The sequence below is a fragment of the Roseomonas sp. CECT 9278 genome, from assembly GCF_918698155.1.
Taxonomy (GTDB): Bacteria; Pseudomonadota; Alphaproteobacteria; order Acetobacterales; family Acetobacteraceae; genus Neoroseomonas.
In genome coordinates this window covers 23650-36548 of record NZ_CAKKLX010000023.1, presented here as the reverse complement: position 1 = coordinate 36548, position 12899 = coordinate 23650, and the positions used below count along the sequence as shown (strand labels likewise).

At 69.0% G+C, this 12899-nt stretch carries 12 protein-coding genes; 7 read left to right on the top strand and 5 right to left on the bottom strand.

Going from position 1 to position 12899, the window contains the following annotated elements:
* Positions 1-27: 27 nt before the first annotated feature.
* Positions 28-846 carry a hypothetical protein gene (locus LQ222_RS15580; protein ID WP_230167747.1) on the bottom strand — a complete coding sequence of 273 codons (819 nt, stop codon included), beginning with the start codon at positions 844-846 and terminating at the stop codon, positions 28-30.
* A 99-nt stretch (positions 847-945) separates the two neighbouring features.
* Here LQ222_RS15580 and glcF point away from each other — a divergent pair, with 99 nt between their 5' ends.
* The 3 genes from glcF to LQ222_RS15565 are packed head-to-tail and all read left to right on the top strand — an operon-like array spanning position 946 to position 3250.
* Positions 946-2262: a glycolate oxidase subunit GlcF gene (gene glcF / locus LQ222_RS15575; protein ID WP_230167746.1), complete on the top strand. Its 1317-nt coding sequence runs from the start codon at positions 946-948 to the stop codon at positions 2260-2262.
* Positions 2259-2630 carry a hypothetical protein gene (locus tag LQ222_RS15570; RefSeq protein ID WP_230167745.1) on the top strand — a complete coding sequence of 124 codons (372 nt, stop codon included), beginning with the start codon at positions 2259-2261 and terminating at the stop codon, positions 2628-2630. Before glcF ends, LQ222_RS15570 begins: the two co-directional genes overlap by 4 nt.
* 47 nt (positions 2631-2677) lie before the next feature.
* A complete protein-coding gene (locus LQ222_RS15565; RefSeq protein ID WP_230167744.1) occupies positions 2678-3250 on the top strand; it encodes a tetratricopeptide repeat protein in 573 nt (190 codons plus the stop codon).
* Positions 3251-3288: 38 nt separating this feature from the next.
* Here LQ222_RS15565 and LQ222_RS15560 read toward each other — a convergent pair whose 3' ends face one another.
* Positions 3289-5826 (bottom strand): Hint domain-containing protein, encoded by a 2538-nt coding sequence (locus LQ222_RS15560; RefSeq protein WP_230167743.1) that lies wholly within the window; start codon positions 5824-5826, stop codon positions 3289-3291.
* A 183-nt stretch (positions 5827-6009) separates the two neighbouring features.
* On the opposite strand from LQ222_RS15560, the gene ada reads away from it, so the two are divergent.
* Together ada and LQ222_RS15550 are read left to right on the top strand one after the other, a co-directional pair.
* On the top strand, positions 6010-7068 hold the full coding sequence (ada, locus tag LQ222_RS15555; protein ID WP_256444036.1) for a bifunctional DNA-binding transcriptional regulator/O6-methylguanine-DNA methyltransferase Ada: 1059 nt from the start codon (positions 6010-6012) through the stop codon (positions 7066-7068).
* Positions 7069-7282: 214 nt separating this feature from the next.
* The gene (locus tag LQ222_RS15550; protein ID WP_230167742.1) at positions 7283-8257 is read left to right on the top strand and encodes a tripartite tricarboxylate transporter substrate binding protein; all 975 of its coding nucleotides are present in this window, start codon (positions 7283-7285) and stop codon (positions 8255-8257) included.
* A gap of 15 nt (positions 8258-8272) precedes the next feature.
* Here LQ222_RS15550 and LQ222_RS15545 read toward each other — a convergent pair whose 3' ends face one another.
* Positions 8273-8842 (bottom strand): transposase, encoded by a 570-nt coding sequence (locus LQ222_RS15545; protein ID WP_230167785.1) that lies wholly within the window; start codon positions 8840-8842, stop codon positions 8273-8275.
* Between the two features lie 113 nt (positions 8843-8955).
* On the opposite strand from LQ222_RS15545, the gene LQ222_RS15540 reads away from it, so the two are divergent.
* Together LQ222_RS15540 and LQ222_RS15535 are read left to right on the top strand one after the other, a co-directional pair.
* Entirely contained in the window at positions 8956-9210 is a 255-nt protein-coding gene (locus LQ222_RS15540) for a FitA-like ribbon-helix-helix domain-containing protein (protein ID WP_230167741.1), read from the top strand.
* Positions 9207-9620 (top strand): type II toxin-antitoxin system VapC family toxin, encoded by a 414-nt coding sequence (locus LQ222_RS15535; RefSeq protein ID WP_230167740.1) that lies wholly within the window; start codon positions 9207-9209, stop codon positions 9618-9620. The genes LQ222_RS15540 and LQ222_RS15535 overlap by 4 nt, the downstream gene beginning before the upstream one ends.
* A gap of 117 nt (positions 9621-9737) precedes the next feature.
* Here LQ222_RS15535 and LQ222_RS26305 read toward each other — a convergent pair whose 3' ends face one another.
* Together LQ222_RS26305 and pyk are read right to left on the bottom strand one after the other, a co-directional pair.
* A complete protein-coding gene (locus LQ222_RS26305; protein ID WP_305800019.1) occupies positions 9738-11207 on the bottom strand; it encodes an SEC-C domain-containing protein in 1470 nt (489 codons plus the stop codon).
* A gap of 214 nt (positions 11208-11421) precedes the next feature.
* Entirely contained in the window at positions 11422-12855 is a 1434-nt protein-coding gene (pyk, locus tag LQ222_RS15525; RefSeq protein ID WP_230167784.1) for a pyruvate kinase, read from the bottom strand.
* Positions 12856-12899: the final 44 nt, after the last annotated feature.

Below are 12899 nucleotides of genomic sequence, written 5' to 3'. Positions count from 1 at the left end.
TGCGCCGCCCCGCGCGGCGAGGGTGCGTCAGCGCGATGCGGGCAGGGCCGGCACGCTGACGCCGCCCTCGAACCCCTGGACGGTCCAGTCATACACGGCGGTACTGGTGCGGATATTGCCGATCCGCGCCGACCCCAGGTCCAGGATCACCACCAGGATCGCCGTCCACATCGCCACCAGCAGGGTCGACAGCACGCGCAGCGGGCGGCCGCGCTGGCCGAGCTGGTAGCCGAGCCCCGCCATCCCCAGCGTCGCCATCCCCAGCAGCAGCCACGCCAGCTGCGGCGGCAGGCGCGCCGCGAAGGCGAATCGCTGCGAGGTCGCGCTGTCGAAGGTGTCGTTCAGGGAGGCCTGCAGCGCCGCGATGATCGGGTCCGGTCGTTCGCGCACCAGCCCGGCCATGTGCCCCCAGATGACCGACTGCGCGGCATTGCTGCGGCGGTTCAGCTCCTCGATCGCGGCGGCGTCCAGCCCGACGCGCACGAAGTCGGCGCGCAGCTTCGTATAGTCCACCAGCAGCCGGGCGATCTCGGCGCTGCGCGGGTGGTCGATCGCCTCGGCGCGCAGCCAGGCGGTGCCGATGGCGTTCGCTTCCGCCAGCGTCGCGTCGCGGCGTTCCTGGTAGCGCGTATTGGCGAAGGACAGCGTCAGCGCCAGCACGAAGCCGAGCAGCCCGAGCATCCCCGCCACCACCACGCCCACGCCCTCGCTGGGCGCATCCCCGCGCGCGAGGCGCCGCGCCGCCAGCCAGCAGCCCAGCTCCCGCGCGGCGAACTGCACGGCGAAGACCACCAGCGTGAAGCCCGCCATGCTGGCCGCGGCAAGTTCGACAAGCATGGTGGTCATGGTGCAATCCCCTCGGGCGCCAAGCATAGGAACCGGCGGGCGGGGCGGACAAGCCACCCGTCGCTGGCGGGAAGCGGCGGGCTCGCCTAGATTTGCCGGATGCAGACCAGCTTCTCGGCCGCGCAACTGGCCGACCCCGACACCGCCGAGAGCAACCGCATCCTGCGCACCTGCGTGCATTGCGGCATGTGCACCGCGACCTGCCCGACCTTCCTGCTGCTGGGCGACGAGCTCGACAGCCCGCGCGGGCGCATCTACCTGATCAAGGACATGCTGGAAGGCGGCAAGCCCGCCACCGAGCAGGTGGTGCGCCATGTCGACCGCTGCCTGTCCTGCCTGTCCTGCATGACCACCTGCCCCTCGGGCGTGCACTACATGCACCTGGTCGACCATGCGCGGGCGTATATCGAACAGACCTATCGGCGCCCCTGGCCCGAGCGCGCGCTGCGCCGCGTGCTGTCGATGGTGCTGCCGCATCCGGGGCGCTTCCGCCTGGCGCTGGTGGGGGCCACGCTGGCGCGGCCCTTCGCGCGGCTGGTGCCGGGGGCGTCGATGACCGCGCAGCGCCTGCGCGCCATGCTGCGCCTGGCCCCGGCAGCGGTGCCCTCGCCATCGGCCATCGAACGCCCGCGGGTGCATCCGGCGCAGGGCGAACGCCGCGCGCGCGTGGGCATCCTGATGGGCTGCGCGCAGCAGGTGCTGGCACCATCCATCAACGAGGCCACCATCCGCCTGCTGACCCGCATGGGCATCGAGGTGGTGGTCACGAAGGGCCAGGGCTGCTGCGGCGCGCTCGACCATCACATGGGCAACCATGATCCGGCGATGCGCGCCGCGCGCGCCAATATCGCCGCCTGGATGGCCGAGGTGCAGGGCGAGGGGCTGGACGCGATCGTGGTGAATGCCTCGGGCTGCGGCACCACGCTGAAGGACTACGGCCACATGTTCCGCGACGCGCCGGAACGCGACGCCGCCGCACGCATCGCCGCGCTGTCGGCCGACATCACCGAGGTGCTGACCCGCTTCGGCTACGCCCCCACGCGCGCCGCGCCGGGGATCACGGTCGCCTACCACGCCGCCTGCTCGCTCCAGCATGGGCAGAAGATCACCGCCGAGCCCAAGGCGCTGCTCAAGGCCGCCGGCTTCGTCGTGCGCGAACCGGCCGAGGGCCATATCTGCTGCGGGTCGGCCGGCACCTACAACATCCTGCAGCCCGGGATCGCCGGGCAGTTGAAGGCGCGCAAGCAGGCGGCCATCGCGCGCACCGGGGCGGCGCTGATCGCGGCCGGGAACATCGGCTGCCTGACGCAGCTCGGCGACGGCGCCATGCCCGCGGTGCATACGGTCGAACTGCTCGACTGGATGGCCGGCGGGCCGGAGCCCCCGGCCGTGGCGCGCGCCCGCGCCGTGGGATGACCGCCGCGCGCCGCGGGCGCGATCGTGCCGCGCGCCGCGGGCGGGATACTGCCGCGCACCGCTGGCGGGACGCGCCGATCGCCCGCCTGTGGCGCGGCGACCTGCCGCTGCCCGCGGCCTTCTGGAGCTGGGCGGTGCTGGGCGGGCTGCTGGTGAACGTGTCGACCACCATCGGCTTCCTCTGGCTGCTGATGGCGGGGCAGACGCTGGCGGCCTTCATCATCGGCTATGCGCTGTCGGTGCCCTACAACCTGGTGGCGGCGGTGGGCGTCTGGCGCGCGGCGGGCCGGCCCGGGGCCGATCCGCGCTGGGCGGGGCCCGCCAGGCTTGCGGTCGTGCTCGGCATGACCATCCTCAGCCTGACATGACAACGCCATGCTTGCCCCGCGCCCCCCGGAGGGCGGAACATGGCGCCATGCGCGCCGCATTCCTTGCCCTGCTGCTGCTGGCTCCCGCGCCGGCCCTCGCCCAATCCGCCCCGGCGCCCAACCGCGCGCAGGAAGGCCGGCGCGCCGAGCTCGACAGCCTGTTCGACGGGCTGAAGACCGCGCCCGACGACGCCGTCGCGACCATGATGGAAGGGCGCATCCGCGCGCTGTGGGTGGAGCAGGCCTCGCCCGCCACCGTGCTGCTGCTGCGCCGTGGCGCGCGCAACCTGGCCGCGCGCACGCATGACGAGGCGCTGGAGGATTTCGACGCCGCCATCGTGCTCAGCCCCGGCAGCGCCGAGGCCTGGCACCAACGCGCGCAGGCCTTCGCCGCGCTGGGCGACCCGGCCTCGGCCGCGCGCGACCTGCAGGAGGCCCTGCGCCTGGAGCCGCGGCACTTCGGCGCGCTGATGACGCTGTCGATGCTGCAGGAGGAAGCGAACGACCCGCGCGCCGCGCTGCGCAGCATGGAGGCGGCGCTGGCCCTGCACCCCCGCCTGCGCGGCGGCGCGGCGCGGCTGCGCGAGCTGCGCCGCAAGGCGGAGGGCGACGCGACCTGAGCGCGCCCGTCACGCGCGACGCGACCTGAGCGCGCCCGTCAGGCGCGCCTGGCCACGGCCCCCGGCGCCGGCAGCGCCGCCAGGATCGCCGGCAGCGCCGGGTCGTCCCGCGAGAACACCGGCGGCGCGCAGGCCTGCGTCGCATACCGCCCGCCCGGCCGGCCGGCGCCGAAATCGGCGTGCAGCGCGACCACGGCATTGTCGAACAGGTGGCGATTGCCGTCGTCGAAGTAGGATTCCGCGAGCGTCCCCTCCGCCACCACCACGCCATGCACATCCAGCTCCAGGTGCCAGTAGGTCAGCGCGCGCTGCCAGGCCTCCTGCACGATGGTGGTGCCGTTCACCAGCAGATGCGCCGGCACCAAGCGGCCGCCCAGCAGGAAGGCGTGCTCGGGGCTGACGCGCAGGTCGCGATGCGGCACGCCGGCCCCCAGCGCGCCGGCCCGCAGCAGGATCGGCGCGACCTTCTCCTTCGCACGGTGCCGCGCGAGATCGACGCGCGTGCGCCCGACCCAGCGCAGCGGCCTGAAGCCGGCGCCCGCCACCACCAGGTCGCCGGCGCGCAGCGTCTCGACCGGCACCTCGCCGCGCGGTGTCAGGATGCGGGTGCCCTCGGCGAAGCAGGTGATGTGCTCGACGCCCGCCACCGTCAGCGTGCCGCCGCCCAGACCATTGTAGGTGAGGATGTAGTTGCCGCCGACCGTGTCGGCACTGTCGATGGTCCAGTCGTCCTGCCAGCCCTGGAGCTGCAGCGTGTCGCTGCCGCCGCCCATCTGGACGACGTCCGAGCCGTCGCCGCTGCGCCAGATGACGAGGTCGTCCTCGTCGCCCGTGTCGATGACGTCGTTGCCGGTGCCGGCCTCGATGGTGTCGCGGCCCGGCGTCGCCAGGATGCTGTCGTTGCCGGCGCCGCCATAGACGGAATCATTGCCCTCGCCACCCAGGATGGTGTCGTTGCCGTTGCCGCCGTTGATGGTGTCGTCGCCGGTGCCGCCGTCCAGCACCGCGGCGGCATCGCCGACCAGGTTGATGGCATCGTCGCCGGCGCCGCCTTCCATCAGGATGTCGATGGTCTCGGGCGCGCCCCAGAACATCTCCATGGTGTCGCCGAGGTCGGTTCCGACCACCTGCTCGATGTTGCGCAGCTCGTCGGTCTCGCTGCCGCCGACCTGCACCAGGCCATTGCCGTCGGTGAGGCTGAAGGAGATCGCCTCGCTGGCGCCCTGGTAGGTCACCAGGTCGGATTCGCGCAGGATCGCGACGACGTTGCCCTCCTCGCCGAATTCGATCGAATCGCCGCCCTCGATGATGTCGTTGCCGGTGCCGGCGTCCAGCGTGTCGAGCCCGAGGCCGCCATCCAGGCTGTCGTCGCCTTCCTGGCCGAACAGCAGGTCTTCCCCGGTGCCGCCCGAGAGGGTGTCGAAGCCGTCCGGGTCGCCGCCCTCGGGCTCGGGGTTGGTGGTGTTGAGGTCGCCGCGCCCGCCCACCAGCGTGTCGTCGCCATCGCCGCCAAGGGCCAGGTCGTTGCCTTCCTCGCCGACCAGGTAGTCGTCGTCGTTGCCGCCATCGAGCGTGTCGTCGCCGGTATTGCCGAAGATCCGGTCGTCGCCGCCCTGGCCGAAGATGCTGTCGCCGTCCTCGGAGCCGGCCATGAAGCCGTCGCTGAGCTGGGAGCCGTAGGCGACGGTGAAGCCCTCGATGTATTCGGGGTCCTTGATCGGATTGCCGAGGCCATCGACCGTGTCGGGCCAGTCGGTGGTCGGGTTGCCGTCCTCGTAGACTTCCCGCTGCGCCAGGTGGAAGGCGACCCCGGCGGTCGCGGTGGAGAAATCGAGGGTGTTGATGCCCTCGCCGCCGATCATCGAATCCCAGCCGAGGCCGGCGCCGTTGATGGTGTCGTCGCCGGCGCCGCCGTCGATGATGTCGTTGCCGGCACCGCCGCTCAGGCTGTCATTGCCGTCCCCGGTGCCGAGGACATCGTCGCCGTAGATGGTGTCGTTGCCGCCGCCGCCATCGACGATGTCGTCGTTCTCGCCGCCCGACAGCACTTCCCCGGCGGAGCCGCCGACCAGGCTGTCATTCTCGCTCTCCCCGTACAGCGAGGAGAAGGCATCGGTGCCGACCAGCGTGTCGTCGTTGGTGCCGCCATAGACGTCGGGGTCGAAGCCGGCGGCGTTGCCGCTGAGTTGCACCAGGTCGTTGCCGGCATAGGCGAAGATGCGGGCGTTGGGCACGTCGAGTTCCGGCACGAAGGTGCCGGCGAGCGTCATCTCGATGGTGTCGTTGCCCGCGGCGCCGAAGATCCAGGCGCCGTCGAGCGTGTCGGTCAGCAGGTTGCCGGGGTCGAGTTCGCCGGTGTCGCCGGTCTCGCCGCCATAGATGAAGTCGAGGCCGCCGCCGCCCTCGATGGTATCCGAGCCGAGCCCGCCGATCAGTTCGTCGCGGCCCTCATTGCCGACCAGGCTGTCATCGCCGAGCCCGCCATCGGCGCCGAAATCGTCCTCGCTGCTGCCGGTGAAGGTATCGGCGGCCGGCGTGGGGCCATCGGTCGGCGTTCCAGACTGGGACCAGGACATGAGCAGCACCCCTGCGGTTCGCCGGCCGACCAAGGGCCCAGCCAATGCATCGTTCCGCAACCCATATACATATTGGGAGGGAAATTCATATTCTGGAAAGCATTGCGGGCGCGAGAAAACTGCCCTTGCGCCGGCGCAACGCGCGGATGGCACCCCGGCCGCGACCCATGCGACACACCCGCCATGCCCGACACCCATGCCGATCCTGACGCCGAACGCTGGGCCGCGGTGCTGGCCCGCACGCCGTCCGACGCCTTCCTGTACGCGGTGGCGACGCAGGGGGTGTTCTGCCGGCCGGGCTGCCCGTCGCGCCCGCCGCTCAGGCGCAACACGCGCTTCTTCTGCGATGCCGCGGCGGCCGAGGCGGCGGGCTTCCGGGCCTGCAAGCGGTGCGACCCGAAGGGCGAGCGCGCCGCCATCCATGCCGCCGCCATCCGCGCCGCCTGCGCGATGATCGAGGCAGCGGAGGCCATTCCGTCCCTCGCTGCGCTGGCCGATCGCGCGGGGTATGCCCGCCACCACTTCCTGCGGCTGTTCCGCGATGTCACCGGCGTCACGCCGCGGTCGTATGCCGAGAGCGTCCGCGCCCGCCGCCTGTCCGCCGCGCTGGCCGACGGCGCGCGCGTGGCCGATGCGGTGGCCGAGGCCGGCTTCGGCTCCGAAAGCCGGGTGTACGAGGCACCCGGCCGCGTGCTGGGCATGACACCGGGGGCGGCCCGCCGCGGCGGTGCGGGGGAGGTGATCCGCGTGGCGCTGGCGCCGTCCGCGCTCGGCCCCCTGATGGTCGGCGCGACCGCCGCGGGCATCTGCTTCATCGGCTTCGGCGAGGACGAACCGGCGCTGCGCGGCGACGTCATGGCCCGCTTCCCCCGCGCCACCATCGAGGACGCGCCCGACGCGCTGGCCGATGCGGTGCGCCAGGTGGTGGCCTATGTCGCCGAGCCCCGCGCGGCGCTGGACCTGCCGCTCGACCTGCGCGGCACGGCGTTCCAACGTCGGGTGTGGGAGGCCCTGCGCGCCATCCCGCTGGGCGAGACGCGCACCTACTCTGGCCTGGCCGCGGCGATGGGGCAGCCGCGCGCGACACGGGCGGTGGCGCGGGCCTGCGCGCAGAACAAGGTGTCCATCGCGGTGCCCTGCCACCGCGTGGTCGGCAAGGATGGCGACCTGACCGGCTACCGCTGGGGCGTGCCGCGCAAGCGCGCGCTGCTGGCCGGCGAGGCCAAGGCGCGCGGCGGCTGAAGGCCGGCCCAGGCCGCCCACCGGCGGGCGACCGGCCACCTGCCGCATCCCCACGGGCCGGGCACCCGCGTCGCGTCGCGCCGCCTGGCCCCGTGCCGCGCCGCCGCAGGCACGGGCAAGGGTCGGTCAGGCCTCGCCTTCCCCGGGCGGGTTGCGTATAGGCGAAGCCGGGCAGGGCGCCGCCGATGAGCACCCGCCGCAGGGAGATACGCCGATGTTGGTCCGCCGCCGGGCGCTTGCCGCCGCCACCGCCATGTTCGCACTGCCGGGGGTTGCCCGGGCGCAGGCCGGCTGGCGGCCGAGCCGACCCATCCGCGCCATCGTCCCGTTCAGCGCCGGTGGGCCGACCGATGTGCTCACGCGCATGATGTCCGACCCCATCCAGGCCATTCTGGGCCAGCCGCTGGTGGTCGAGAACCGCACCGGCGCCGGCGGGTCGATCGGCGCCGACATGGTGGCCAAGGCGGCACCCGACGGGCACACCATCCTGGTCAATGACAGCGGGCATGCTGTCGGCCCCGCGCTGGTGGCGCGGCTGCCCTATGACCCGGTGACGGATTTTGCCGGCATTGGCGTGCTGGTGTTTGCCTCCCTGATCCTGCTGGTGAATCCCCGCGTGCCGGCGACCAGCCTGGCCGAGCTGATCGCGCTGATGAAGGCGCAGCCGGGGCGGCTGAACATGGCGACCACCGGGGTGGGGGGGCCGGTGCACATCGCCGCCGAGATCCTGCGCACCACGGCGGGGGTGCAGATGGAGATGGTGCACTACCGCGGTGGAGCGCCGGCCGCACTCGCGGTGGTGAGCGGGGAGGCGCAGATGACGATCGTGTCGGCCTCCGCCAGCCTGGAGCACATCCGGGCCGGGACGATGCGGCCGCTGGCGCTGACGGTGGGCAACCGCAGCGCGCTGATGCCGGAGGTTCCGACCTCGGCCGAGGCGGGGCTGCCGGGGTTCCTGTTCCAGAACTGGCGGGTGTGCCTGGCCCCCGCGGGCACCCCGGCGCCGATCCTGGCGGCGCTGTCGGCGGCGTTCCAGGCGGGGCTGGCGCAGAACCGGGAGCGGTTGGCGGCCCTGGGCGAGGAGCTGCGGCCGGGCTTCGATACGCCCGAGGCGGTGCGGGCGTTCCTGCGGCGCGAGGTGGACCAGTCGGTGGGCGTGCTGCGGGCGGCGGGGGTGCAGCCGGCGTAGCGGCGCGCGCGGGGGTCATGACCAGCCCAGGCGGATGACGCGGGGGATGTGCTTGACCCCGCTGGCGCAGCGGTGGAGCTGCCGGAGTGCCCTGGTGAGGGCCAGGTAGGCGTCGAATTGCGGCCTCGTTGCGGGGACCGGCGGCAATGTCGTGGTCGTGCGGATGATTTCGGACAAATCGGGGTCGGGGAGCTTGGACGGGGGGCCGTTCAGGGCCTGGAGGAAGCCGAGGCGGCGGATCAGGGCGATGAACTTCAGGCCGCGCAGGCGGACGGCGCGGCGGCAGGCGCGGAAGATGAGGGGGGCGAGGGTGTTGAGGGGGTGGGTAGGTTCGTTGTCCTTGAGGGCCTCGAGCAGCTTTTCCCACAGGCCGGCGTGGGTGAGGCGGCGGAAGTAGCGGGCGATGGTGTTGGGGTTGCCGTGTTCGGGCGGGATGGCGCGCCAGGGGGCGGTGGTGCAGGCGAGGGCGAATATGGCGTCCATGCGGGCGCGGAGGTCGCCGATCTGGCGGCCGGCGGGGGAGCGGGGGAGGAGGTAGGGGAGGAGGGCGGAGAATTGGAGGGGGGTGAGGGGGCGTGGGGTCATGCGGCGTATTGAATAGGAAAAATAGCGGATTTTCAAGTGTGATCCGTGCTTGAAGGGTGATGGCGGTTTGCCTAGGTTGATGGCGTCGCTATCATTTCTGCTGAGATGCCATCATGTCTGCGGTGACCATCCGCAACCTGTCTGAGGAGACGCATCGGGCGCTGAAGCTGCGCGCGGCGCGGCATGGGCGCAGCACGGAGGCGGAGATGCGGGCGATCCTGGATGAGGCGGTGCGGCCGAAGGATCGGGTGCGGCTGGGGTCGGCCATGGCGGAGCGGAGCCGGCGGATCGGGCTGACCAACGAGGATGTCGAGGCGCTGGAGGAGGCTCGGGCGCGGCAGCCGGCGGAGCCGATGCGGTTCGGATGATCCTGCTGGATACCAATGTGGTGTCGGAAGGGATGAAGCCGGCGCCGGATGCGCGGGTGATGGCCTGGCTGGACGCGCAGGCGGCGGAGACGCTGTTCATCGCGAGCGTGACGGTGGCGGAGCTGCTGTTCGGCGTGGGCGCGCTGCCGGAGGGGCGGCGGCGGGAGATGCTGACGGCGGCGGTGGAGGGCGTGGTGGGGGATTTTGCCGGCCGCATCCTGCCCTTCGATGAGGCGGCGGCGCGGTGTTATGCGGCGTGTGCGGTGCGGGCCAGGGCGGCGGGGGAGGGGTTTCCGACGCCGGATGGGTATATCGCGGCGATTGCGGTGGCTCGGGGGTTTGCGGTGGCAACGCGGGATGGGAGCGCGTTCAGGGCGGCGGGGGTGGGGGTGGTGGATCCGTGGGCGTAGCAGCTAACCGTTCCCGATAGATTTGGGCTTTCGAAACGCCCGCGCATTTTGCGCTGACGCTGGGCTACTTCAGGCGGCTGTCGCTCCTGAAAAGCGAGTAGTTCACCGCTGACGTTCTCAGCGTCCATGGCAACGCTTGAACTTCAGTCCTGAGCGGCACGGACATGGGTCGTTTCGGCCTGGCTTTCGGGGCCGTGCTCGCGCGACACTCTTTGTTTGGGGCGCCACAAACTCGGTATGTGTCCCTTCCCGGAGTTTACCCGTATCGAAGAAACCCCAGGCACGGTTGCTGTCCAAGATTTCTTCACGATCTTTGTCAGTCCAACCGCGGCAATCCATCCAAATAAAATCTTCACCAATACTAGTTGTCATTCGAGGTGGCTCAATAGCAATTCCAACAACAATTTCCAAGTCTGGGAATTTGTTTTTGGCTGCACCACACGCAATGCGTAGCATCTCCCGACGAATTGAGCGGTCGTCGATTTCACCTTTTCTTAGTTCCGGTGGAATCCACACCTGAATGAACACATAGCCGGTCTTGCTGTAAAATGACCTGAAGAAACGCATATGTCTTGTGAGTTGTTCAGTTTTGGGAAAATTCTCTATCGCCTCCTTAATGTGTTCTACGAGGATTCTCCGCATAAAGCGGGGCTCTTTCGCCATTTCAAATATCGCACTGGGCCGCCTCAAGAGATCGGCGTCACCGAGCAATCTGCCATTCAGCCAATTGTCACAAGTCCTCTGAATGATGTCATCCCAAAAATACGATATTTGATTTGCTGTTTTGGTGGATTTGTATTGCTCTAAATCGATCAGATCTTTCCACTCTCCTTCGCCGATCATCACAACGTTTACGGTACCGTCCGGCACGCCCACGAAATGCTTTCCTGTTTTCTTATCCAAATTCATCCAATAATTAGCAAGAAGATCTTCCTCTCCACAGTAAGTAAGCATATCGTATTTTCGTATCGCCTCAATTTTAGCATCCAAATAATCTGAGAAATCCTTAACTGTATCTAGTTCTCGAAAAATTATCGGTAGGTTGTGAGTATCAAAGATATGGATGGGCCTTTCTTTATCTAAAGCTACCATAAAAGGAAATGGAGGAGGCGTGCCGTGCGTCATGTCATGATAGCTAATGGCGAGGCTTCCATATACGTTAGTGTCAGAAAAATTCTTGCAAGCCTCGGCTGCGCCATGCGCAACAACGATTTTGTGAACAATAACTTTTGTCAAATCAATTTTAACTGGGAGTAGTTTAGTTTTTTTCGCATCAAGATAAATTCTTCGTCCCGACTTGATATATCGTTCTGCGCCGTTGGCAGTTGTAATCTGCCTATCGATCGCGTCCCGCTTCCAGCGATTCCAACGAATCATAGGATCGTCGGTTACTAGTATTTCCGGAAGGACCTTTTCTCTATCAAAAAATATGAATACATGATTCTCAAATACTGCAATGACGTCACAAAATTCGTGCCCGTCATCCTTGTGAGGATTCGCATAGCTCCAAAGCCGTAGAAAAGATCGCTGGCACAGCTCGGAGAGCAATCTTTCCGATGGAGTCACACCGTTCAGGCTGTCAGACATGCCTAGGTTTTAATGAAGTGGACAGTAAGAGAATAGAGCCTTTTGGTGCTGTGGCTGCACCGACAGTGCGGGGGCTAGCTTCTCGCAAATCCTCGGCCGTGCCGTCAGACTTGACGCCGTCGAAAAGCCGATGCGCGGCCCAAAGGAGGAAGGTGCAGGAAACTAAGTTTCCTGCCGGGGTGCAGGGGCAGCGCCCCTGCTGCTGCCCACCCCCCTAACGAACCACCGCCACCCGCAACGCATTCGTCGTCCCCGGCGTCCCGAACGGCACCCCCGCCGTCACCACCACCTCATCCCCCGTCTTCGCGAACCCCTCGTGCTGCGCAGCGCGCACCGCGCGCGCCACCATCTCGGTCATCGAGTGGATTTCCGAGACCTCCAGCGGATGCACCCCCCAGATCACCGCCATCCGCCGCGCCGTCACAGCCGATGCCGTCAGCCCCAGGATCGGGCAGCCCGGCCGTTCCCGCGCCACCCGCAGCGTGGTTGATCCGGTCTGGGAGAAGGTCGCGATCACCTCGGCGTCGATCGTCTCGGCCACCTGGCGCGCGGCGGTGCTGATGGCCCCCGCGCTGCTGCGCTCGGGCGCGGGGCGGGAGGCATCGGTCAGCCGCCGCCAGTCCGGGTCCTGCTCCACCCGGGCCACGATGCGGTCCATCATGTTGACCGCTTCATAGGGGTATTGGCCGGCCGCCGTCTCGGCACTGAGCATCACGCAATCCGCACCGTCGAAGACCGCGGTGCCCACGTCGCTCACCTCGGCGCGGGTGGGGGATGGGGCGGTGATCATGCTCTCCAGCATCTGGGTGGCGACCACCACCGGCTTGCCCAGCGCGCGGGCGGCGCGGACGATGCGCTTCTGCACCAGGGGCACTTCCTCGGGCGGGAGTTCCACGCCGAGGTCCCCGCGCGCGACCATGACGCAGTCGGCCAATGCCAGGATGCCGTCGAGGTTCTCGACCGCCTGGGGCTTTTCCATCTTCACCATCACCCAGGCGCGGCCGGCGGCGATGCGTTGGGTCTCGGCCACGTCCTCGGGGCGCTGCACGAAGGACAGGCCGATGTATTCGATCCCGAGCGGCAGGACGAAGTCGAGGTCGGCGCGGTCCTTCTCGGTCAGGGCCGGGATGGGCAGGGCGACGTCGGGGACGTTGACGCCCTTGCGGTCCGACAGCGGGCCGCCGACGACGACTTCGGTCTCGAGGTGGTCGGGGCGCACGCGGGTGACGCGCAGGCGCAGCTTGCCGTCGTCGAGCAGCAGGGAGGTGCCGATCTGCGCGGCGGCGATGATCTCGGGGTGGGGCAGGTTGACGCGGCGGACATCGCCCGGGGACGGGTTGAGGTCGAGCCGGAAGGGCTGGCCGGTCTGCAGTTGCACGCGCCCGGCCTGGAACTTGCCGACGCGCAGCTTCGGGCCCTGCACGTCGGCCAGGATGCCGATGGGGCGGCCGACCTTGCGTTCGACCTCGCGGATCATGGTGATGCGGGCGGCGTGGTCTTCGTGCGAGCCGTGGGAGAAGTTCATGCGGAACACGTCGGCGCCGGCGCGATACAGGCGTTCGATCACCTCGATGGTGGCGGAGGCCGGGCCGAGCGTTGCGATGATTTTCGTGCGGCGGCGGCGGCGCAGCGGGGGGCGCGAGGCCATGCGGGGCAGTCCTTCGGGCTTGGGCGGCGGCGGGGCCGTCAGGT

Bases quoted from the DNA above. Each gene is read 5' to 3' on its own strand.
- LQ222_RS15580 (WP_230167747.1), bottom strand. From the start codon at position 846: ATGACCACCATGCTTGTCGAACTTGCCGCGGCCAGCATGGCGGGCTTC.
- glcF (WP_230167746.1), top strand. From the start codon at position 946: ATGCAGACCAGCTTCTCGGCCGCGCAACTGGCCGACCCCGACACCGCC.
- LQ222_RS15570 (WP_230167745.1), top strand. From the start codon at position 2,259: ATGACCGCCGCGCGCCGCGGGCGCGATCGTGCCGCGCGCCGCGGGCGG.
- LQ222_RS15565 (WP_230167744.1), top strand. From the start codon at position 2,678: ATGCGCGCCGCATTCCTTGCCCTGCTGCTGCTGGCTCCCGCGCCGGCC.
- LQ222_RS15560 (WP_230167743.1), bottom strand. From the start codon at position 5,826: ATGTCCTGGTCCCAGTCTGGAACGCCGACCGATGGCCCCACGCCGGCC.
- ada (WP_256444036.1), top strand. From the start codon at position 6,010: ATGCCCGACACCCATGCCGATCCTGACGCCGAACGCTGGGCCGCGGTG.
- LQ222_RS15550 (WP_230167742.1), top strand. From the start codon at position 7,283: ATGTTGGTCCGCCGCCGGGCGCTTGCCGCCGCCACCGCCATGTTCGCA.
- LQ222_RS15545 (WP_230167785.1), bottom strand. From the start codon at position 8,842: ATGACCCCACGCCCCCTCACCCCCCTCCAATTCTCCGCCCTCCTCCCC.
- LQ222_RS15540 (WP_230167741.1), top strand. From the start codon at position 8,956: ATGTCTGCGGTGACCATCCGCAACCTGTCTGAGGAGACGCATCGGGCG.
- LQ222_RS15535 (WP_230167740.1), top strand. From the start codon at position 9,207: ATGATCCTGCTGGATACCAATGTGGTGTCGGAAGGGATGAAGCCGGCG.
- LQ222_RS26305 (WP_305800019.1), bottom strand. From the start codon at position 11,207: ATGTCTGACAGCCTGAACGGTGTGACTCCATCGGAAAGATTGCTCTCC.
- pyk (WP_230167784.1), bottom strand. From the start codon at position 12,855: ATGGCCTCGCGCCCCCCGCTGCGCCGCCGCCGCCGCACGAAAATCATC.